Genomic DNA, 19068 nt, shown 5'->3' on the forward strand with positions numbered 1-19068 from the left:
AAAAAATGCCCTCGCGAGAGGGCATTCTTGTTTGTGCCGCACGGGCGGCTTCTCGCGGGCGTTCCGTCAGTCCGGAATGACCGCCGTGACCTCGATCTCGACCTTGGCGCGGTGCTCGACCAGCGCCGCAACCTGCACGCAGGTCATGGCTGGGAAATGGCGCCCCATCGCATCGCGGTAGACCGGGCCGAGCTCGCCGAGGCGGCGGCTGTATTCGTCGCGGTCGGTCACGTACCAGGTCATGCGCACCATGTGCTCGGGGCCGGCGCCGGCTTCGCGCAGCACTTCAGCGATGTTGCGCAGCGCCAGGCCGCACTGCTCGATGAAGTCGTCCGACTCGAACTGCTGCTGCGCATTCCAGCCGATCTGGCCGCCGATGAACACCATGGTGCCGCGTGCGGCCACGCCATTCGCATAGCCCTTGGGGGGCAACCAGCCCGGGGGCTGCAAGAGTTTGTTCATCATGATGTGGTGTCGTCGTTGAGTTGTCTCAGTTTGAATCGCTGGAGCTTGCCGGTCTCGGTGCGCGGCAGCACCGGCACGAACTCGATCTCCCGCGGGTATTTGAAGGGCGCGATGGTGGCCTTCACATGGTCTTGCAGCGCCTTGACGAGCGCCGCATCGCCTTCATGGCCGGGCTTCAGCACGCAGAAGGCCTTCACGATCATGCCGCGGTCGGCGTCGGGCTTGCCGATCACGCCGCACTCGGCCACGGCCGGGTGCTTGAGCAGCGCATCCTCGACCTCGGGACCGCCGACGTTGTAGCCGGCCGTGATGATCATGTCGTCGGCGCGCGCCTGGTAGAAGAAGTAGCCGTCGTCGTCCTGCACGAACGAGTCGCCGGGGTAGTTCCAGCCGTTCTTCACGTAGTCGGCCTGGCGCGGATCGTCCAGGTAGCGGCAGCCCACGGGGCCCTGCAGCGCCAGCTTGCCGACCGTGCCGCGCGGCACTTCGTTGCCCTGGTCGTCCACCACCCTGGCGGTGAAGCCGGGCACCACCTTGCCGACCGCGCCGCGGCGCACCTGGTCGCCGGCGGCGGAGATGTAGATATGGAACACCTCGGTGCCACCGATGCCGTCGAGCATCTCGATGCCGGTGGCTTCCTTCCACAGCTGCCGCGTGGCGTCGGGCAGTGCCTCGCCGGCGCTCACGCAGATGCGCAGGCTCGGCGCGCCGTGCTGGCGCACGAAGGGCGCCATCTGGCGGTAGAAGGTGGGTGCCGTGTAGCAGATGGTCGCGCCGACCTCGTTGATGAGCTTCACGAGGGCTTCGGGCGTGAACGGCGCATCGGCAAAGTACACCGAGGCGCCGGCCCACATCGGGAACACCAGCAGCCCGCCGAGCCCGAAGGTGAAGGCCAGCGGCGGCGAGCCGATCACGATGTCGTCGCTGCGCGCCCGCAGCACATGGCGCGGCCAGGTGTTGCACATCGCGAGCACATCGCGGTGCGTGGTGACCGGTGCCTTGGGCTTGCCCGTGGTGCCGGAGGTGAACGCGAGCAGGGCGATGTCGTCCGACGCCGTGGGGCAGGCGGTGAACACGCCGCTCTTGCCGGCCGCGCGTGCCGACAGCGAATCGGGCGCATCGGGTTTGTTGAACGCGATCACCGATGCGAGCACGGGATGCTCCCGCTGCGCCAGCACGAGTTCGTCGAGCAGGCGTCCGTCGCACAGCGCTGCCACGGGGCGCGCCTTCTCGATGATCTCGCCGAGTTCCTTGGCGCGCAGCAGCGGCATGGTGGCGACGGCAATCAACCCGGCCTTGACCACCGCAAGCCACGACAGCGCCATGGCCACCGAGTTGCCGCCGCGCAGCAGCACGCGGTTGCCGGGCACGAGGCCGAGGTCTTCGGTCAGCACCTGCGCGATGCGGTTGACTTCGACGGCGGCCTGCGAATAGGTCAGCGTGCCGGCGGGCGAACGCAGCATCGGCCTGTCGCCGAAGCCCTTGGCGGGCGCCTTGTCCAGGAGCTCCTCGACGAGGTTCAGCTGGTCGGGCAGCTGCAGCTCCGGAAGGTCGTAGCGGAAGACCGGCAGCTGCTCGGCGGGCGGCAGGCGGTCGTGAACGAAGCGGTCGACTTGGGCAGACACGGTATTTATCCCCGCAAAACGGATTTGCCGATGATCAGTTGTTGAACCTCCGTCGCGCCTTCGTAGATGCGCAGCGAGCGGATGTCGCGGTAGAGGCTCTCAATCTTCGTGCCAACCTTCACGCCGAGGCCGCCGTGCATCTGCAGCGCCATGTCGATCACGCGGCTCGCGTTCTCGGTGGCACACATCTTGGCCATGGCCGCGGCGGCCGACACGTCGCCCACCGCAGGTGCGCCGCGCTGTTCGGCGTCGTCGCGCATCCATGCGGCGCGGTAGGTGAGCAAGGCGGCGCTGTCGATCAATGCCGCCATCTCGCCGAGCTTGGCCTGCGTGAGCTGGAAATCGGCGAGCGTCTGGCCGAACATGCGCCGGCCCTTCGCATGCGCGATGGCTTCGGCGAGCGCGCGGCGCCCCATGCCCAATGCCGCCGCTGCAACGGATGCGCGGAAGATGTCGAGCGTGCGCATCGCGAGCTTGAAGCCGCCGTTGAGTTCGCCGAGCTGCGCCGTGCGCGGCACGACGCAGTCCTGGAAGCGCAGCGTGGCCAGCGGATGCGGTGCCATCACGTCGATGTGCTCGGAGGTGTCGAGCCCGGCCGCCGTTGCATCGACGATGAAAGCCGTGATGCCGCGCGTGCCGCCTGCGGGATCGGTCTTGGCGAACAGGCAGTAGAAGTCGGCGATGCCGCCGTTGCTGATCCAGGTCTTTTCACCGTTCAGCAGCCAGCCGTCGGCCGTGGCTTCGGCGCGCATGGCCATGGCCGCCACGTCGGAGCCCGCGTCGGGTTCGCTGAGGGCAAAGGCGGCGATCTTCTCGCCCTTGCCTACGGCCGTGAGGTAGTGCGATTGCTGCTCGGGCGTGCCCGCCAGCGTGATCGCGCCGCTGCCCAGCCCCTGCATCGCAAACGCGAAGTCGGCCAGCGGCGAGTGGTAGCCGAGCGTCTCGCGCAGCAGCACGAGCGCGCGCGAATCGAGGCGTTCCAGCGCACCGCCTGCGCTGCCGGGCACGGCATAGCGCAGCCAGCCGCCATCGCCGAGGCGGCGCACCCATTCGCGGCAGGCCGCGCGGTCGTCGCGCTCGTCGACTTCCTGCGCGGCGCACCAGGGCAGCAGCTCGCTTGCGAGCGCGCGATGCGCATCGTCGAAGAACGGCAGCGCGAGGTGCGCTGTCGAGGGCGGTGCGGGGGTCTTGGTCATCATGGCTCAATCCCCGCCGAACACGGGCTTGCGCTTGGCCGCAAACGCTTCGTAGGCGCGCTTGAAATCCTCGGTCTGCATGCAGATTGCCTGTGCCTGCGCTTCGGCCTCGATGGCCTGGTCGATGGTCATCGACCACTCCTGCGAGAGCATGGTCTTGGTCATGCCGTGCGCGAAGCTCGGGCCTTCGGCCAGTTCGCGCGCCACCTTGGTGGCCGCTTCGAGCAGTGCCTCGCTTTCGTGCAGCGCATTGAAGAAGCCCCAGGCCTGGCCTTCCTGTGCCGTCATCGCGCGGCCGGTGAAGAGGAGTTCCGAGGCACGGCCCTGGCCGATCACGCGCGGCAGCAAGGCGCAGGCACCCATGTCGGCGCCGGCAAGGCCGACGCGCGTGAACAGGAACGCGGTGCGCGTGGCGGGCGAGCCGTAGCGCAGGTCGCAGGCCAGCGCGATCATCGCGCCGGCACCGGCGCACACACCGTCGATCGCGCCGACGATCGGCTGCGGGCAATGGCGGATGGCCTTGACCAGGTCGCCGGTCATGCGCGTGAACTCGAGCAGCTCGGGCATGCGCATGCCGGTGAGCGGGCCGATGATCTCGTGCACGTCGCCACCCGAGCAGAAGTTGCCGCCGGCGCCGGTGACCACGATGGCCTTCACGTCGGTCGCATAAGTCAAGGCGCGGAACAGGTCGCGCAGTTCGGCATACGAATCGAAGGTCAGCGGGTTCTTGCGCTCGGGGCGGTTCAGCGTGATGGTGCCGACGCCCGCTTCGTAGTGCCATGCGAAGTGCTTCGCTGCGTAAGGCGCCTTGGCCTCGAATTGCGCGTGCATGGGATTGCCCGCGCCGATGTAGTGCTTCATTCGGCCTCCGCCATCTGGCTGTGTGAGTGTTGCTTGACCTTGCCGAGCAGCTTGTGCAGCTGCGCGATCTCCTTGGCGCTGAGGGCCGCGAAGGCGTCGACGATCCAGTCTTCGTGCTGCTGCGCCATCTCGTTGAAGAGCTTGCGTCCGCGCGCCGTGAGCCGCACGCGCCAGGCGCGGCGGTCGCCCTCGACGTTGATGCGCTCGACCAGCCCTTCGGTCACGAGCTGGTCGGTGATGCCGGTGACGTTGCCGCCGGTCACCATCATGCGGCGCGACAGCTCGTTCATCTTCAGGCCATCGGGCGAGCGCTCCAGCTGCGACATCAGGTCGAAGCGCGGCAGCGTGGTGGCGAACTGCGAGCGCAGTTCGTTGCGCACCTGCTTCTCGATCAGCTGAGTGCAGGTGAGCAGCCGCAGCCAGAGGCGCAGGGCCTCGGGGTGCTCGCTGTGGGCGCGTGCTTCGAGGTCCATGTCAGTGTGTCTCCTCGGGGTTCGGCGCGACGGTCATCGCGGCGTTGGCCGCGGCGATCTGCTGCTGCTTGGCGATCTCGCGGTACATCTGGTCGCGCCCGCTCAGGTACTGCCTGGGCCAGTCGACGTCGCGGCTTTGCAGCTTGGCGGCTTCGTGCAAGGTCCACGCGGGGTCGGCAAGATGCGGGCGCGCAATGGCGCAGAGGTCGGCGCGGCCGGCCGCGATGATGCTGTTGGCCTGGTCGGCGTCGGTGATGGCGCCGACTGCGATGGTCGAGATGCCGACCTCGTTGCGGATGCGGTCCGAGAACGGCGTCTGGTACATGCGGCCGTACACCGGCTTGGCGGTGCGCGTGGTCTGGCCCGAGGAGACGTCGATGAAATCGGCGCCGGCCTCCTTGAAGAGGCGCGCCACCACCACGGCATCGGCATCGGTGTTGCCGCCGGGGGCCCAGTCGTGCGCCGAGATGCGCACGCTCATCGGCTTGTCGGCCGGCCAGGCGGCGCGCATGGCGCGGAACACCTCGAGCGGGTAGCGGCAGCGCGCTTCGATGCCGCCGCCGTATTCGTCGGTGCGCAGGTTCGTGAGCGGGCTGATGAAGGCCGACAGCAGGTAGCCGTGCGCGCAGTGCAGCTCGAGCCAGTCGAAGCCGCATTCGGCGGCGCGGCGCGTGGACGCCACGAACTGGTCGCGCATGGCGTCCATCTGCTCGCGCGTCATGGCGGCCGGCAGCTGGTTCTGTTCGCCGTAGGCCACCGCGCTGGCGGCCAGCAGCGGCCAGTTGCCGCTTTCCAGCGGCTCGTCGGTGCCTTCCCAGCCCACGCGCGTCGAACCCTTGGGGCCGCTGTGGCCGAGCTGCATGGCGATCTTCGCGCTCGACTGCGTGTGCACGAAATCGACGATGCGCTTGAACGCGGCCTGCTGCGTGTCGTTGTACAGGCCCGTGCAGCCGGGGGTGATGCGGCCTTCGGGCGTCGGGCTCGTCATCTCGACGAACACCATGGCGGCGCCGCCGAGCGCGCGGGCGCCCAGGTGCACCAGCAAAAAGTCCTGCGGCACGCCGTCGACCGCGCTGTAGGTGGCCATCGGCGACACCAGGATGCGGTTCTTCAGCGTGAGGCCGCGCACCTGCAGCGGCATCAGCATGGGCGCAATGGGCTTGCCGCCGGCCAGCCACTGCTCGTAGCCGCCGAGCCATTGCGTGTCGCGAACGCGCAGGTTCTCGTGGCTGATGCGCTGCGAGCGCGTGAGCAGCGAGTAGGCGAACTGCTCGATCTGCATGCCGGTGTAGCGCGGCACGTTCTCGAACCATTCGGTGGAGTTGCGCGCGGCGTTCTGGATCTTGAGCACCTCGACGCTGCGGCGCGCCTCGTAGCCCTCGAGCACGCGGTCGACGGTGCCGCCTTGCGCGAATTCGTTGGCCAGGTCGATCGCGTCTTCCAGCGCGAGCTTGGTGCCCGAGCCGATCGAGAAGTGCGCCGTGTGCGCCGCGTCGCCCATCAGCACCACGGGCACCGAGCGGCCCTCGACGTCGATGCGGTGGGTCCAGCGCTCGCACACCACGCGCGGAAAACGGATCCAGTTGGCCGAGCCGCGCAGGTGCGTGGCATTGCTGATGAGCGAATGGCCGCCCAGGTACTTGGCGAACAGCTTCTCGCAGAAGGCGATGGCCTCGGGCTGCTCCATCCGGTCGAGGCCGTGGGCCTTCCACACCGCCTCGGGCGTCTCGACGATGAAGGTCGAGGTCTTGTCGTCGAACTGGTAGGCATGGGCCTGGAACCAGCCGTGCTCGGTCTGTTCGAAGGCGAAGGTGAAGGCGTCGAAGGTCTGGTGCGTGCCCAGCCACACGAAGCGGCAGTTGCGCAGGTCGATGTCGGGCTTGAACACGTCGGCATAGCGCTGGCGGATGCGGCTGTTGAGGCCGTCGCTGGCAATCACCAGGTCGGCGTTGTACTGGGCGGCGATCGCCTGGTCGTCGGCGGCGTCGGTCTCGAAGACCAGCTTCACGCCGAGCGCGAGGCAGCGCTCCTGCAGGATGTTCAGGAGCCGCTTGCGGCCGATGCCGCAGAAGCCGTGGCCGCCCGAGCGCACCTGCCGGCCCTTGAAGAACACCTGGATGTCGTCCCAGTGGTGGAACTCGCTGCCGATCAGCGCCGCGGTCTCGGCGTCGGCTGCACGCAGGTTGGCGAGCGTCTGGTCGCTGAGCACCACGCCCCAGCCGAAGGTGTCGAAGGGGCGGTTGCGCTCCACCACGGTGATCTCGAGCGCGGGGTTGCGCGCCTTCATCAGCAGCGCGAAGTACAGGCCCGCGGGGCCGCCGCCGATGCACAGGATGCGTTGAAGGTCCATGGCGGGTGCGGCAAAGGAGCCGGCGGTTAGGCTATTCATGATTGAATAGTTTAAGCATAAACAATCTGGTGTCAACGGGGCCATCCCCGGCGGGGTACCCCGGGAGGCCGGGTGTCATGCAAAAAACTGAAAAAATCAATACCATGGCTTCACCATGCAAAGCTTGATACCCAAGATCGAGTCGCAGCTTGCGTCGCTGCCCGTGCCCATCGCGCTGGAACTGCCTGATGGCCGAAGAGTTGCCAAGCCGGGGTCGCGTGTCACCCTGGCGTTCAGCGAATGGTCGGCGCTGGCCAAGCTGGCGGCGCACCAGGTGGGAGCCATCGGCGAGGCCTACGTGGAGGGCCGGGTGCAGATCGAAGGCGCGATGCGCGACCTGATCGACGCCACGGTCGGCATGCTCCCGGGCAATCCCGCGGAGACCAACACCACCTGGTGGACCCGCCTGCTGCGGCTGGCCAAGTCCCACAACTCGCATTCGCTGCACAAGGATGCCGAGCAGATCCAGTTCCACTACGACGTTTCCGACGACTTCTACGCGCTGTGGCTCGATCCGCGCCGGGTGTATTCGTGTGCCTATTTCCGCACCCCCGGGCTGACGCTGGCGCAGGCCCAGGAGGCCAAGCTGGACCACATCTGCCGCAAGCTGCTGCTGCAGCCCGGCGAGCGCTTCCTGGACATCGGCTCCGGCTGGGGCGGGCTGCTGCTGTGGGCGGCGGAGCACTATGGCGTCGACGCCACCGGCATCACGCTGTCGAAGAACCAGCATGCGCACGTGCAGCGCCTGATCGAGGAAAAGGGCCTGCAGGGCCGCGTGCGGGTGGAGCTGCGCGACTACCGCGAACTCTCCGCCGATGCGCCCTTCGACAAGATCTCCTCGGTCGGCATGTTCGAGCACGTGGGCGCGGCCAACATGCCCACCTATTTCCGCAAGATCCATTCGCTGCTCAAGCCCGGCGGCCTGGTGCTGAACCACGGCATCACCTCGGGCCAGCTCGACTACCGCCAGCTGGGCGCGGGCATGGGCGACTTCATCGAGAAGTACATCTTCCCGGGCGGCGAACTGCTGCACGTGACGCACGTGCTGCGCGAGACGGCGGCCGCGGGCCTGGAGATGGTCGATACCGAAAGCCTGCGCCCGCACTATGCGCGCACGCTGTGGGCCTGGTCGGACGCGCTGGAGTCGCAGCTGGACACGGCGCGCGAAGTGCTCGCGCGCGCGGGCGGGCGCCAGGGCGAGAATGCCGAACGCATCCTGCGGGCCTACCGCCTCTACCTGGCGGGCTCGGCCATGAGCTTCGAGCAGGGCTGGATCTCACTGCACCAGATGCTTTCGAGCAAGCCCGACGGCCGCGTCGAGCATGGTGTTTTGCGCGGTTCGCAATCGGTGTACCCTTTTGCCCGTGACTACATCTACAAGTGAGTGAGAACAACCATGCTGTACCGATTCCAGTCCCGGGCCTCCCCTGACTTCGTGATGCTGGAGGTGCATGCCCGCCAGCTGTTCGACATCGTCGGCAAGGCGCCCGCGCCGCAGGGCATCATCACGCTCGAGCAGATTCCCGGTGCCATCGCGGCGCTCGAATCCGCGCTGGCGCGAGAGGCCAGCAACCCGCACAACCACGACGACTACGCCGTCGAAGGCCATGCCGACGAGGCCGAGAAGCAGCACGTGGGCCTGCACCAGCGCGCGGCCCCGCTGCTCCACATGCTCAGGGACTCCCTGGCCGACAAAAAAGACGTGACCTGGAAGACCTGAGCTTCTCCTGCCTTCTCATTTCAAGAAGCGCCGCGGAACCGGCTTCGCCGGGCCGCAGGCGCTGCCCCCTGCAAGGGGGAGGGAGAAGCGACACGAAGTGCGCGAAGCCTGGGGGTCAGTCAACCTTTGCGCCGGAGTCCTTCACCACCTTCGCCCACTTCACGTGCTCGCTGGCAATCAGCTTGGCGAAGTCGGCCGGCGAATTGCCGCTCGGGATGGCGCCCTGGGCGAGCATCTTTTCCTTGATGGCGGGCGTGCCGAGCGACTTGGCCACTTCCTGCTGGATCCGGTTCACGATCTCTGGCGAGGTGCCGGCCGGCGCCAGCAGGCCGAACCACGAGCTCGCCTCGAAGCCCTTGAGCGCCGGACCGCCCGCTTCCTCGACCGTCGGAATGTCGGGCAGCGCCGGCGAACGCTTGGCGCTGGTCACGGCCAGGGCCGTGAGCTTGCCGGCCTTGATCTGCGCCATCGACGAAGGCAGGTTGTCGAACATCACGTCGGCATTGCCGCCCACCATGTCCAGCAGCGCCGGGCCCGAGCCCTTGTACGGGATGTGCGCCATGAAGGTGCCGGTCATGCTCTTGAAGAGTTCGCCCGCCAGGTGGATCGAGGTGCCGCTGCCGCTCGAGGCCATGTTGAGCTTGCCCGGGTTGGCCTTGGCGTACTTGATGAAGTCCTGCACGTTGTGGATGTTCAGCGCCTTGGCCTTGTCGGCGTTCATTTCCATGACGTTCGGCACGGCCGCCACCAGCGTGATCGGCGCGAAATCCTTGATCGGGTCGAACGGCAGCTTGGGATAGAGCGCGCGGTTGATGCCGTGCGTGCCGACCGTGCCCATCAGGAGCGTATAGCCGTCGTTCGGCGCGCGCGCCACGATCTCGGCGCCCACGTTGCCGCCCGCGCCCGCGCGGTTGTCGACGATGAACTGCTGGCCGAATGCCTTCGACAGCTCGGGCGCGATGGCACGCGCCAGGATGTCGGTGGTGCCGCCGGCCGCAAAGGGCACGACGATGCGCACCGGCTTGTTCGGCCAGGCGTTCTGGGCCCAGGAAGGGGCGGCTGCGAGGGCGATGGCGGCGGCGGAAGCGGCCAGTGCGGCGCGGCGGTTTGTCTTGAAATTTGAAGAGGTCATGCGGGCGTTTGTACAGGGGAACCGCTGCGCGCATGGCGGGTAAAAACCCCGTGGAGCGCCGGGCTATGCCACCTGCATCCGCTCGGCGAAGCGCTCGCTGCGAAAACGCTCGAGCACGAAGTCGATGAACACGCGGGTCTTCGCGGGCAGCAGCTTCTTGCTCGGGTAGTAGAGCCAGACCGCGCCCGCGTCGAAGTGCCACTTGGGCAGCAGGCGCACCAGCTCGCCGCTGCGCAAGCCGCGTTCGACGAAGGGCATCGGCAGCATGGCGACGCCCAGGCCCATCAGCGCGGCATGCGCAATGGCTTCGGGGTCGTTGAAGATCGCGCGCGGCCGCGGCAGCTCCACTGTCACCTGGTCGCCGCCCGCGTGCTGCAGCGTCCAGCTGCGAAGCCGGCCGGTGGGCGAGGAGCGGCGCAGCAGGGCGTCGAGCTGCGCCAGTTCCGCGGGCTGCGCCGGCAGCGCGCGGCCTGCCAGGTAGGCCGGTGCGGCCACCGCCACCACATGGATGCGCGCCAGTTCGCGCGCCACCACGCCGGGCGACAGCTCGATGCCGCCGCCGATGGCCGCGTCGAAGCCTTCGCCCACCAGGTCCACCTGCTGGTTGTCGAAGTGCCAGTCGGGCAGGATGGACGGATAGCGGGCCAGGAAGTCGCCCATCATCGGCAGCACGTGCTCGCGGCCGAAGGCCTGGCCCATGCTCACCTTGAGCGTGCCGGCGGGCTGGCCGTCGTCCTTCGAGAGGCCGGCCACCGCATCCTGCAGCGTGGCCAGCGCCCCGCCGATCTGGCCGAGGAAGCGCTCGCCGCCCTCCGTCAGCGTGAGGCGGCGGGTGCTGCGCTGGAACAGCCGCACGCCCAGCCGCGCTTCGAGCCGCGCGACGTTCTTGCTGACCGCGGCCGGCGTGAGCCCGAGCCGGCGGGCCGCGGCCGAGAAACTGCCGCTTTCGGCGCTCTGCACGAAGGACTGGAGGTGATTGAGCGGTTCCATGGGGCTATTTTCAACCAGTAGTTGAATCTGATTGGACCAATTGACGGCTACCGAAACGGTAATGGAATCCCGACACTGAAGGTCTTCCACCTCACCACCCACAGGAAACCACCACCATGGCTCTCAGCAAATCCACTTCCCCCGTGCTCGCGGGCAAGGTCGCTTTCGTCACCGGCGGCTCGCGCGGCATCGGCGCCGCCATCGTGCGCCGCCTGGCCGAGGACGGCGCCGCCGTCGCCTTCAGCTATGCCAGCTCCAAGGCCCCGGCCGACGAACTCGTGCGCAGCCTCGAGGCCGAAGGCGGCCGCGCGCTGGCGCTGAAGATCGACAGCGCCGATGCCGCCGCGCTCACCGCCGGCATCGACGAGGCCGCGCGCAAGCTCGGCCGCATCGACGTGCTGGTCAACAACGCCGGCATCTTCCTGCCCGGCACGCTCGAGGATTTCTCGCTCGAGGATTTCGACCGCACGCTGGACATCAACGTGCGCGCCGTGTTCGTGGCGGCCAAGGCGGCCGTGCGCCACATGGGCGAGGGCGGGCGCATCATCAACATCGGCAGCACCAACGCCGAGCGCATGCCCTGGCCCGGCGGCAGCGCCTATGCCATGAGCAAGTCGGCGCTCAAGGGCCTGGTGCAGGGCCTGTCGCGCGACCTCGGACCGCGCGGCATCACGGTCAACAACGTGCAGCCCGGCCCGGTCAACACCGACATGAACCCGGTCGACGGCCCCAACGCCGCCGCGATGCATGGCCTGATGGCGCTGGCCCGCCATGCGCGCCCCGAGGAAATCGCCGGCATGGTGGCGTACCTTGCAAGCCCCGAAGCCGCCTTTGTGACGGGCGCCAGCCTCAACATCGACGGCGGTTTCGCCGCGTGACGGCTACCCGGCGCGCTGGACGGCGGCAATGAGCTTGTCCAGGGTGGCATCGAGGCGGGCGAGCTCGTCGGCGTCGATGCCTTCGAACAGCACGGCCTCGCGCTGCCGGCCCAGCACGCCGACGGTTTCGTGCAGCGCCTTGCCCGCCGCGGTGAGATAGAGCCGGCTGCGGCGCCGGTCGGTGGGGTCGCCCAGGGGCTGCACGCGCTTGTGGCGCTTCAGGCCGGCCAGGGCGCGGCTCACCGCCATCTTGTCGAGCCCGGTGAGATCCGCGATCTGCGTGGCATTGAGCCCCGGCTGCGCGCCGAGCACCGCCATGGCACGCCATTCGTTGAGCGTGAGGTGGTGCTCGCGGCCCACCTTCTCGTGAAAGGGCCGCGCCGTGAGGTTGACCACCCGCACCAGCTTGAAGAACAGCGGGTCCATGGCGCGGCGCGGTTCAGCCCAGCAGTTTTCTCGCGGCGGCCACGACGGCTTCGGGGCCGACGCGCGATTGCGCCTCCAGCACCGGCGCATAGCCGACCGGAATGCGCGGCGCGCCGAGCCGCGCCACGCGGCAGCCCGTGGCCTCCGCGGCGCTGGCGGCAATCTCGGCGCCGAAGCCGGCCACCTGCACCGCCTCGTGCACCACCAGCAGCCGCTGGGTGCGCGCGCACGACGCGAGCACCGTCTCGCGGTCCCAGGGCCAGAGCGTGCGCAGGTCGATCAGGTCGACCGCGATGCCTTCGGCCGCCAGCGCATCGCAGGCCGCGGCGCAGGCCTGCATCTGCCGGCTCCAGCTCACGAGCGTGAGCGCATTGCCTTCGCGCACGCGCCGCGCCTTGCCGAGCGGCACGGCGATGTCTTCGTCGACCTCGCCGCGCAGGCCCCACAGCGTCTTGTGCTCGATGTAGACCACCGGGTCGCCGCACGCGAGCGCAGCGCGCAGGAGGCCGTAGTTGTCCTGCGGCGTCGACGGGCTCACTACCACCACGCCCGGCAGGTGCGCGAACCAGGCCTCGAGCGACTGCGAATGCTGCGCGGCCGAGGCGTCCCAGATGCCGCCGGGCATGCGGGCCACCAGCGGCACGCGGCCCTGGCCGCCGAACATGAAGCGGTTCTTGGCGGCCTGGTTCACCAGCTCGTCCATGCCGCAGAGCGCAAAGTCGACCACGCGCATCTCGACCACGGGCTTGAGGCCCGCGAGCGCCATGCCCACGCCGGCGCCCATGATCGCGGCCTCGCTGATCGGCGTGTCGATCACGCGCTCGGCGCCGAAGGCCTGCTGCAGGCCCTTGTATTGCCCGAAGATGCCGCCGCGGCCCACGTCCTCGCCGAGCACCACCACGCGCGCATCGGCCTGCATCTCGTGCTGGAGCGCGAGCACGGCGGCTTCGGAATAGCTCAAATCCTTCAATGCCATTGGCCCGCTCCGGTGGTTTGCACGTCGGTGAAGGCGGCACTGGCGTCGGGCCAGGGCGCAGCGTCGGCGACGGCGAGGGCGGTGTCCACCTCGTCACGCGCGGCATTCTCGATGGCGTCCAGCGTCGCGGCGGCCACGCCAATGTCCAGCAGGTGCCCGCGCGCCCGTGCGATCGGATCGGTTTCGAGCGCGGCGGCCAGTTCGGCCGGATCGCGGTAGGCCGCAAGATCGACCGACACATGCCCCTTCACGCGGTAGGTCAGCGCATGCAGCAGCCGCGGTCCGCCGCCGCCGCGCACTTCGGCGACCAGCCGCGCGGCGGTTTCGTGCACCGCGAACACGTCGTTGCCGTCGACCTGCGTGGCCGCGATGTCCATCGAGGCGGCGCGCGCCGAGGCGCCGTCGCCCGCGGTCATCGGGCCGCTCGCGGTGGTGGCGCTCCAGCGGTTGTCCTCGCAGACGAAGAGCACCGGCAGCGTGTACACGCGCGCCCAGTTCAGCGCTTCGAGGAAAGGGCCGCGGTTGATCGCGCCGTCGCCGAAGAAGCAGACCGTGATGTCGTCGCTTTTCCTCAGCAGCTTCTGCGCATGCGCCGCGCCCACCGCGATCGGCAGCCCCGCCGCCACCACGCCGTTCGCGCCCAGCATGCCGACCGAGAAGTCCGCGATGTGCATCGAGCCGCCCTTGCCGCCGTTGAAGCCGGTGGCCTTGCCGAACAGCTCGCACATCATGCGGGCGAGGTCGGCGCCCTTGGCCAGCGTGTGGCCGTGGCCGCGGTGCGTGGAGGTGAGGTAGTCGCTGGCCCGCAGATGCGCGCAGACGCCCGCGGGCACCGCCTCCTGGCCCGTCGAAAGGTGCAGCGGACCGCGCACCTTGGCGGCGCCGGCGGCCTGCTGGCCATAGGCGCTCACGCCGCCCTGGCTCGCGGCTTCGGCGGCGTTTTCGAAGGCGCGGATGCGCACCATGGCGCGGTACAGCGCCGTGCCTGAATTGCTCGGGTCCATCTTGTCTCCAGCGCCCTTGACGGGGGCGTTCCGGCAAAAATCGTATCAAGCGTGACGACATCGCCTCACAGGGCTTACCCACCTGCCCTGCGTCAGCAGGGGGTCTGAGAATGATTCTCAAATGCATCGGTAGAATGGCGCCCCCGTCCGCACGATTCCTTTCCGGCTGCTGCCCGCGTCGATCGAAGCAGCGCCGGCCCCTGCTTTTCCCATGCACAAGTTCTTTCTGGCAACGCCTCTCGCGCTCGCGGGGGCCTTTTCCCATGCCCAAACCACCGAGCCCGCCGCCGAGGCGCGCGGACAGCTCGGCACCGTCACGGTGGAATCCAGTGCGACCACCGGCTTCGTCGCCCACACCGTGGAGGCCGGCACCTTCCGCGGCGCCGGCATCATGGACGTGCCCGCCACGGTCAACACCGTCACGCGCGAGGTGCTGGAGCTGCAGGGCGCGGCCAGCATCTACGAGGCGCTGCGCAACACGGCCGGCGTGACGCGCCAGCAGAACGGCGGCGACACCTTCGACCAGCTCGTGATCCGCGGCATCGCGGTGGAGAACCGCACGAACTACCGGCTCAACGGCTCGCTCGCGATTCCCAACATCTCCGAGATTCCCATGGAGAACAAGGAGCGCGTCGAGGTGCTGAAGGGCGCATCGGCGCTCTACTACGGCTTCACCACGCCGGCGGGCATCGTCAACCTCGCGACCAAGCGCGCGGGCAGCACGCCCGTGAGCACCGTGGGCCTCACGCTCGGCGACCGCGGCTCGGCGCAGGCGCTGGTCGACCTCGGACGGCAGTTCGGCGACCAGAAGCAGTACGGGCTGCGCATCAACGCGGCCGGCGGGCGCATCGGCTCCAGCATCGACGGCGTGGACGGCCACCGCAGGTTCGTGTCGGCCGCGTTCGACTGGCGCGTCAGCAGCCGGCTCACGCTGAAGGCCGACGTCGAGAACTACCGCAAGCGCATCACCGAGCAGGCCGGCATCACCCGGCTCGCGGCCGTCAACGGCGTGATCGCGCTGCCCGCCGTGCCCAACCCCGACAAGCTGCTCGGGCCGCCGTGGGCCGTGTTCGATGCGGAGGTCACCAACACGCAATTGCGCGCCGACTATTCGCTCGGCGACAACTGGGCGCTGACCGTGGAAGCCGGCCACTCCGAAGCCGAGCGCGACCGCCGGCTTGCAAGCTTCAGCAACTACAACGTGCTGACCGGTGCCGGCCGCATCACCGGCAACGACCAGAGCCTGAAGCAGACCTCGGACCTGCTGCGCACCGAGCTGTTCGGCACCTTCTCGACCGGCAGCGTGCAGCACGAACTCACGCTCGGCGCCGCGCGCAGCAAGAAGACGCAGGACCCGATCTTCCAGCGCAACTACGGCGGCGCAAGCACCGTGCAGAACCTCTACAACCCGGTGCCCATCGGCTATCTGCCGCTGACGGCGCTGCCGACCCGGCCCACCACCGGGGCGCAGGAGAGCGAGGAGCTCGGGCTCTATGCGCTCGACCGCATCACCTTCTCGCCGCAGTGGCAGCTGGTGGCCGGCCTGCGCCGCACCCGCTACGAAAGCACGCAGGGGGCCAGCGCCACGATCCCGTCGATCGCCTACGACGTGCGCAAGACCACACCGCTGGCTGCGCTGAGCTACAGGTTCACGCCCGCGCTGGTGGGCTACGTCTCCTATGCAGAGGGCGTGGAGGAAGGCGAGATCGCACCGGCCGGCACCGCCAACCAGAACGCCCGCATGCCGCCCGGCGTGAGCAGGCAGAAGGAAATCGGCCTGCGCTGGCTCACGGGCGGCGGCATGCTGCTGTCGGGCGCGCTGTTCGACATCGAACGCCCCGGCGCCTACACCAACAGCGCCAACACCTTCGTGGCCGACGGCCGCCAGCGCTACCGCGGACTTGAAATTTCGGCGCAGGGCCGCCTGACGCGCGCGCTCGCCTGGCAGCTGTCGGCCCAGTCGCTCGACGCCGAGTTCCGCGGCATCAACGCGCAATACAACGGGAAGATGCCCGAGAACACCGCCAGGCAAACGGCCAGCGCCTTCCTCTCGTACGACATTGCCGCGGTGCCGGGCCTGTCGGTCAACGCGGGCGCCTACTACACGGGGCGCCGGCCGGTGGACGACCTGAACCAGGCCTTCATCGGCGGCAACACCCTCTTCGGCCTGGGCGCGCGCTATGTGGCGCAGCTGTTCGGCAAGCGCACGCTGTGGCAGGTCAACGTCGACAACGTGGCCGACAAGCGCTACTGGGCGGCGGCCGGCACGCGGCTGGCCGTGGGCGCGCCGCGCAGCATCAAGGCGACGCTCAAGATCGACCTTTGAACGCATCCGCAACAAGACGGCAGCGTCCCTCCGCATCCTTCGGCGTTTTTCCCCTATGGCTCTCCTGAGACGGGTCTGGTTCCAGATCCACTGGTTCATCGGCATCACGGCCGGAAGCGTGCTTGTCGTGATCGGGCTGAGCGGCGCGGTGCTCTCCTTTCGCGCCGAGATCGTCGACGCGCTCAATCCCGCGCTGCGCCACATTCCCAACCCCGCCGGTGTACCGGCGCTGCGGCCCGCGGCGCTGGCGGCGCAGGTGCAGGCGGCAGAGCCGGCGCTGCGCATCGCCGCGCTCACGGTGTTCGCCGAACCCGGGCGGGCGGCGCGCGTCAACTTCGCGCCGCCCGAAGGCCAGCGCCAAGGCGAGGTCCGGCTGATCGACCCCTGGACGGGTGCGCTGCTGCCCGTGCCTACGGGCGAGGCCTTCTTCGAGTTCGCCGAGCACCTGCATCGCTGGCTGCTGCTGCCGCGCGATGCGGGCAAGCCCGTCACCGGCACCCTGGCCGCGGGGCTGCTGGTGCTTGCGCTGTCGGGCCTCTACCTGCGCTGGCCGCGCCGGCCGCTCGCGTGGCGGGCCTGGTTGAAGCTGGACTTCGCGCTGACCGGCCGCGCGTTTCTCTGGAACCTGCATGCGGTGGCCGGCACCCTTGCGCTGCTGGTGTACCTGGTCTCGAGCCTCACGGGCATCTACTGGGCCTTCGATGCCGTGCGTACGGTGGTCGACAACGCCGCCGGCGAAGGGCGCGTGGTCCGCGCGCAAGGCATGCAGGCCGGCAGCGCGCCCGCCAAGGCGCAGGCGGCGCCCGACCTGCAGCGCGTGTGGCAGTCCTTCCTCGATGAAACCGGCGGCGACTGGAGCCTGGCCACGCTGCGCCCGCCGGCGCGCAATGCATCGCAAGTGGAAGCGACCTACCTGCGCGCCCACCCCGAACACGAACGCGCACGCAACCGCCTCTACCTCGATGCCACCACCGGCGAGCCCAGCCGCCACCAGCGCTATGCCGACAAGCCGCTGGCCGGCCGGCTGGTCAACAGCATCTATCCGATGCACATGGGCACCTACTGGGGATTGCCGGGCCGCATCGTGATGCTGCTCGGCAGCCTGGGCCTGGCGCTGTTCGCGGTCACGGGGTGGATGCTCTACCTCGGACGCCGGCGCACCCAGCGGGCCGTGCGCGAGGAGCGCACGCGGCTCGGTCCTGCGCTGCGGCCGGACGGACCCGGCGCCGAGCCCGTGCTGCTCACCTTTGCAAGCCAGACCGGCCAGGCGGAGCGCATCGCGCTGCAGACGGCCGCGGTGCTGCAATCGGCCGGCGTCGCGGTGGTGCTGCAGCCGCTGGTGCGCCTGAGCGTGGATGCGCTGCGGCGCTACCGCAAGGTGCTGCTGGTGGCCAGCACCTTCGGCGACGGCGGTCCGCCGGACAGCCTGCGCGCCTTTGCGCGCCAGTTCGCGCTGCAGACCGGTTCCGGCCTGCAGCATGTGCGCTACGGCCTGCTCGCGCTGGGGGACCGGCACTACGCCAACTTCTGCGGCTTCGGCCGGTCGCTCGACCGCGACCTGCGCGGCCATGGCGCAGAGGCGCTGTTCCCGATGATCGAAGTGCACAACGGCGATGCCGGTGCGCTGGCCCGCTGGCAGCACGCGCTGGCCGAAGCCTTCGGCGTGCTGCAGCCCGGCGCGTGGAAGGCGCACGAACCGAAGGCGGCGCCCTTCGCGCCCTGGCGCCTCGTGCGGCGCACCCTGCTCAATGCCGGCAGCCAGGGCGATCCGCTCTTCGAGATCGAGCTCGCGCATGCGGGCGCGGCCGCCTGGGCGCCGGGCGCGCTGGTCGAACTGCTGCCGCGCCAGTCCGGCCACGCCGTCGAACAACTGCTGCGCCGCTCCGGCCTCGACGGGCGAACGCGCGTTCGCTGCGAAGGCCGCGAGTGCACGCTCGAAGACGCGCTGTCCCGCAGCATGCTTCCGGCCGCACCGGCGGCCAGCGCGCAGGCACTGGCCGACGCGCTGGTGCCGCTCGCACCGCGGCGCTATTCGGTGGCCTCGACCACGGCCGATGGCTGCGTGCAGCTGCTGGTGCGCCAGGCGCGCCATGCGGACGGCATGGGCGTGGCCTCGGGCTGGCTGACCGACGGAGCGCCGCTGGATGCGCAGGTCGAACTGCGCCTGCTGCCCAATCCCGCGTTCGCGCTCGTCGACGACGAGGTGCCCTGCGTCTTCATCGGCAATGGCTCCGGCTTTGCCGGCCTGCGCGCGCATCTTCGCGAGCGCGTGCGCCGAGGCCACGGCCGCAACTGGCTGGTGTTCGGCGAGCGGCAGGCCGCGCACGACGCCTTCTGCGCCGAGGAGATCGCGCAGTGGCAGGCGGCCGCGGCGCTCGCGCGCGTCGACCTGGTGTTCTCGCGCGACCAGGCCGAGCGCCTGTATGTGCAGCACCGGCTGCGCGAGGCGGCCGGCCTGCTGCGCCAATGGGTGGCCGAGGGTGCGGTGGTCTACGTCTGCGGCAGCCTCGAAGGCATGGCGCCGGGCGTCGACCTCGCATTGCGCGAGGTGCTGGGCGAGCTGGCCTGCGGCACGCTGGTGGCAGAGGGCCGCTACCGGCGCGATGT

The 19068-nt window shown here is 69.3% G+C and carries 16 protein-coding genes; 5 read left to right on the plus strand and 11 right to left on the minus strand.

Annotated elements, in window-relative coordinates; all coding sequences use genetic code 11:
• Positions 1 to 66: 66 nt before the first annotated feature.
• From EJO66_RS13300 to EJO66_RS13325, 6 genes are read right to left on the minus strand one after another with little or no spacing between them, the layout of a single operon-like run.
• Positions 67 to 465 (minus strand): RidA family protein, encoded by a 399-nt coding sequence (locus EJO66_RS13300; RefSeq protein ID WP_124959014.1) that lies wholly within the window; start codon positions 463 to 465, stop codon positions 67 to 69.
• Positions 462 to 2090, minus strand: a complete 1629-nt coding sequence (locus EJO66_RS13305; protein WP_124959013.1) for an AMP-binding protein — start codon at positions 2088 to 2090, stop codon at positions 462 to 464. The genes EJO66_RS13300 and EJO66_RS13305 overlap by 4 nt, the downstream gene beginning before the upstream one ends.
• A gap of 5 nt (positions 2091 to 2095) precedes the next feature.
• Positions 2096 to 3289, minus strand: coding sequence for an acyl-CoA dehydrogenase family protein (locus tag EJO66_RS13310; RefSeq protein ID WP_124959012.1), 1194 nt, complete (start codon positions 3287 to 3289; stop codon positions 2096 to 2098).
• 3 nt (positions 3290 to 3292) lie between these two features.
• Positions 3293 to 4147 (minus strand): enoyl-CoA hydratase family protein, encoded by an 855-nt coding sequence (locus EJO66_RS13315; protein ID WP_124959011.1) that lies wholly within the window; start codon positions 4145 to 4147, stop codon positions 3293 to 3295.
• Positions 4144 to 4620, minus strand: a complete 477-nt coding sequence (locus tag EJO66_RS13320; protein WP_015867787.1) for a MarR family winged helix-turn-helix transcriptional regulator — start codon at positions 4618 to 4620, stop codon at positions 4144 to 4146. Before EJO66_RS13320 ends, EJO66_RS13315 begins: the two co-directional genes overlap by 4 nt.
• A 1-nt stretch (position 4621) precedes the next feature.
• Positions 4622 to 6970 carry a bifunctional salicylyl-CoA 5-hydroxylase/oxidoreductase gene (locus EJO66_RS13325; protein ID WP_240648575.1) on the minus strand — a complete coding sequence of 783 codons (2349 nt, stop codon included), beginning with the start codon at positions 6968 to 6970 and terminating at the stop codon, positions 4622 to 4624.
• Positions 6971 to 7124: 154 nt separating this feature from the next.
• Between EJO66_RS13325 and EJO66_RS13330 the strand changes: the two genes are divergently transcribed.
• Together EJO66_RS13330 and EJO66_RS13335 are read left to right on the plus strand one after the other, a co-directional pair.
• Positions 7125 to 8393 carry a class I SAM-dependent methyltransferase gene (locus tag EJO66_RS13330; protein WP_124959009.1) on the plus strand — a complete coding sequence of 423 codons (1269 nt, stop codon included), beginning with the start codon at positions 7125 to 7127 and terminating at the stop codon, positions 8391 to 8393.
• A gap of 12 nt (positions 8394 to 8405) precedes the next feature.
• On the plus strand, positions 8406 to 8729 hold the full coding sequence (locus EJO66_RS13335) for a DUF1840 domain-containing protein (RefSeq protein ID WP_124959008.1): 324 nt from the start codon (positions 8406 to 8408) through the stop codon (positions 8727 to 8729).
• A gap of 115 nt (positions 8730 to 8844) precedes the next feature.
• Here EJO66_RS13335 and EJO66_RS13340 read toward each other — a convergent pair whose 3' ends face one another.
• Together EJO66_RS13340 and EJO66_RS13345 are read right to left on the minus strand one after the other, a co-directional pair.
• A complete protein-coding gene (locus EJO66_RS13340; RefSeq protein WP_125965434.1) occupies positions 8845 to 9861 on the minus strand; it encodes a Bug family tripartite tricarboxylate transporter substrate binding protein in 1017 nt (338 codons plus the stop codon).
• Positions 9862 to 9924: 63 nt separating this feature from the next.
• Positions 9925 to 10851 (minus strand): LysR family transcriptional regulator, encoded by a 927-nt coding sequence (locus tag EJO66_RS13345; protein WP_124959006.1) that lies wholly within the window; start codon positions 10849 to 10851, stop codon positions 9925 to 9927.
• A 116-nt stretch (positions 10852 to 10967) separates the two neighbouring features.
• On the opposite strand from EJO66_RS13345, the gene EJO66_RS13350 reads away from it, so the two are divergent.
• A complete protein-coding gene (locus EJO66_RS13350) occupies positions 10968 to 11729 on the plus strand; it encodes an SDR family oxidoreductase (protein ID WP_124959005.1) in 762 nt (253 codons plus the stop codon).
• A gap of 3 nt (positions 11730 to 11732) precedes the next feature.
• Here the strand turns inward: EJO66_RS13350 and EJO66_RS13355 are convergent, their stop codons facing one another.
• Genes EJO66_RS13355 through EJO66_RS13365 form a run of 3 tightly spaced genes read right to left on the minus strand, consistent with a single transcriptional unit; the run spans position 11733 to position 14135 of the window.
• Positions 11733 to 12155, minus strand: a complete 423-nt coding sequence (locus EJO66_RS13355; protein ID WP_124959004.1) for a MarR family winged helix-turn-helix transcriptional regulator — start codon at positions 12153 to 12155, stop codon at positions 11733 to 11735.
• A gap of 13 nt (positions 12156 to 12168) precedes the next feature.
• Positions 12169 to 13131, minus strand: coding sequence for an alpha-ketoacid dehydrogenase subunit beta (locus EJO66_RS13360; protein WP_124959003.1), 963 nt, complete (start codon positions 13129 to 13131; stop codon positions 12169 to 12171).
• On the minus strand, positions 13122 to 14135 hold the full coding sequence (locus EJO66_RS13365) for a thiamine pyrophosphate-dependent dehydrogenase E1 component subunit alpha (RefSeq protein WP_125965435.1): 1014 nt from the start codon (positions 14133 to 14135) through the stop codon (positions 13122 to 13124). Before EJO66_RS13365 ends, EJO66_RS13360 begins: the two co-directional genes overlap by 10 nt.
• A gap of 211 nt (positions 14136 to 14346) precedes the next feature.
• Here EJO66_RS13365 and EJO66_RS13370 point away from each other — a divergent pair, with 211 nt between their 5' ends.
• Together EJO66_RS13370 and EJO66_RS13375 are read left to right on the plus strand one after the other, a co-directional pair.
• Positions 14347 to 16461 carry a TonB-dependent siderophore receptor gene (locus tag EJO66_RS13370; protein WP_125965436.1) on the plus strand — a complete coding sequence of 705 codons (2115 nt, stop codon included), beginning with the start codon at positions 14347 to 14349 and terminating at the stop codon, positions 16459 to 16461.
• Between the two features lie 55 nt (positions 16462 to 16516).
• Positions 16517 to 19068: PepSY domain-containing protein (locus EJO66_RS13375; protein WP_125965437.1), on the plus strand; the 2552-nt coding region annotated here is incomplete at its 3' end.

This window comes from Variovorax beijingensis (assembly GCF_003951285.1).
In the GTDB taxonomy this organism is placed as follows: domain Bacteria; phylum Pseudomonadota; class Gammaproteobacteria; order Burkholderiales; family Burkholderiaceae_C; genus Variovorax; species Variovorax beijingensis.

Excerpts from the sequence above, each read along its gene's own strand:
- EJO66_RS13300 (WP_124959014.1), bottom strand. The coding sequence starts at position 465 with ATGATGAACAAACTCTTGCAGCCCCCGGGCTGGTTGCCCCCCAAGGGC.
- EJO66_RS13310 (WP_124959012.1), bottom strand. The coding sequence starts at position 3,289 with ATGATGACCAAGACCCCCGCACCGCCCTCGACAGCGCACCTCGCGCTG.
- EJO66_RS13315 (WP_124959011.1), bottom strand. The coding sequence starts at position 4,147 with ATGAAGCACTACATCGGCGCGGGCAATCCCATGCACGCGCAATTCGAG.
- EJO66_RS13320 (WP_015867787.1), bottom strand. The coding sequence starts at position 4,620 with ATGGACCTCGAAGCACGCGCCCACAGCGAGCACCCCGAGGCCCTGCGC.
- EJO66_RS13325 (WP_240648575.1), bottom strand. The coding sequence starts at position 6,970 with ATGGACCTTCAACGCATCCTGTGCATCGGCGGCGGCCCCGCGGGCCTG.
- EJO66_RS13330 (WP_124959009.1), top strand. The coding sequence starts at position 7,125 with ATGCAAAGCTTGATACCCAAGATCGAGTCGCAGCTTGCGTCGCTGCCC.
- EJO66_RS13335 (WP_124959008.1), top strand. The coding sequence starts at position 8,406 with ATGCTGTACCGATTCCAGTCCCGGGCCTCCCCTGACTTCGTGATGCTG.
- EJO66_RS13340 (WP_125965434.1), bottom strand. The coding sequence starts at position 9,861 with ATGACCTCTTCAAATTTCAAGACAAACCGCCGCGCCGCACTGGCCGCT.
- EJO66_RS13345 (WP_124959006.1), bottom strand. The coding sequence starts at position 10,851 with ATGGAACCGCTCAATCACCTCCAGTCCTTCGTGCAGAGCGCCGAAAGC.
- EJO66_RS13350 (WP_124959005.1), top strand. The coding sequence starts at position 10,968 with ATGGCTCTCAGCAAATCCACTTCCCCCGTGCTCGCGGGCAAGGTCGCT.
- EJO66_RS13355 (WP_124959004.1), bottom strand. The coding sequence starts at position 12,155 with ATGGACCCGCTGTTCTTCAAGCTGGTGCGGGTGGTCAACCTCACGGCG.
- EJO66_RS13360 (WP_124959003.1), bottom strand. The coding sequence starts at position 13,131 with ATGGCATTGAAGGATTTGAGCTATTCCGAAGCCGCCGTGCTCGCGCTC.
- EJO66_RS13365 (WP_125965435.1), bottom strand. The coding sequence starts at position 14,135 with ATGGACCCGAGCAATTCAGGCACGGCGCTGTACCGCGCCATGGTGCGC.
- EJO66_RS13370 (WP_125965436.1), top strand. The coding sequence starts at position 14,347 with ATGCACAAGTTCTTTCTGGCAACGCCTCTCGCGCTCGCGGGGGCCTTT.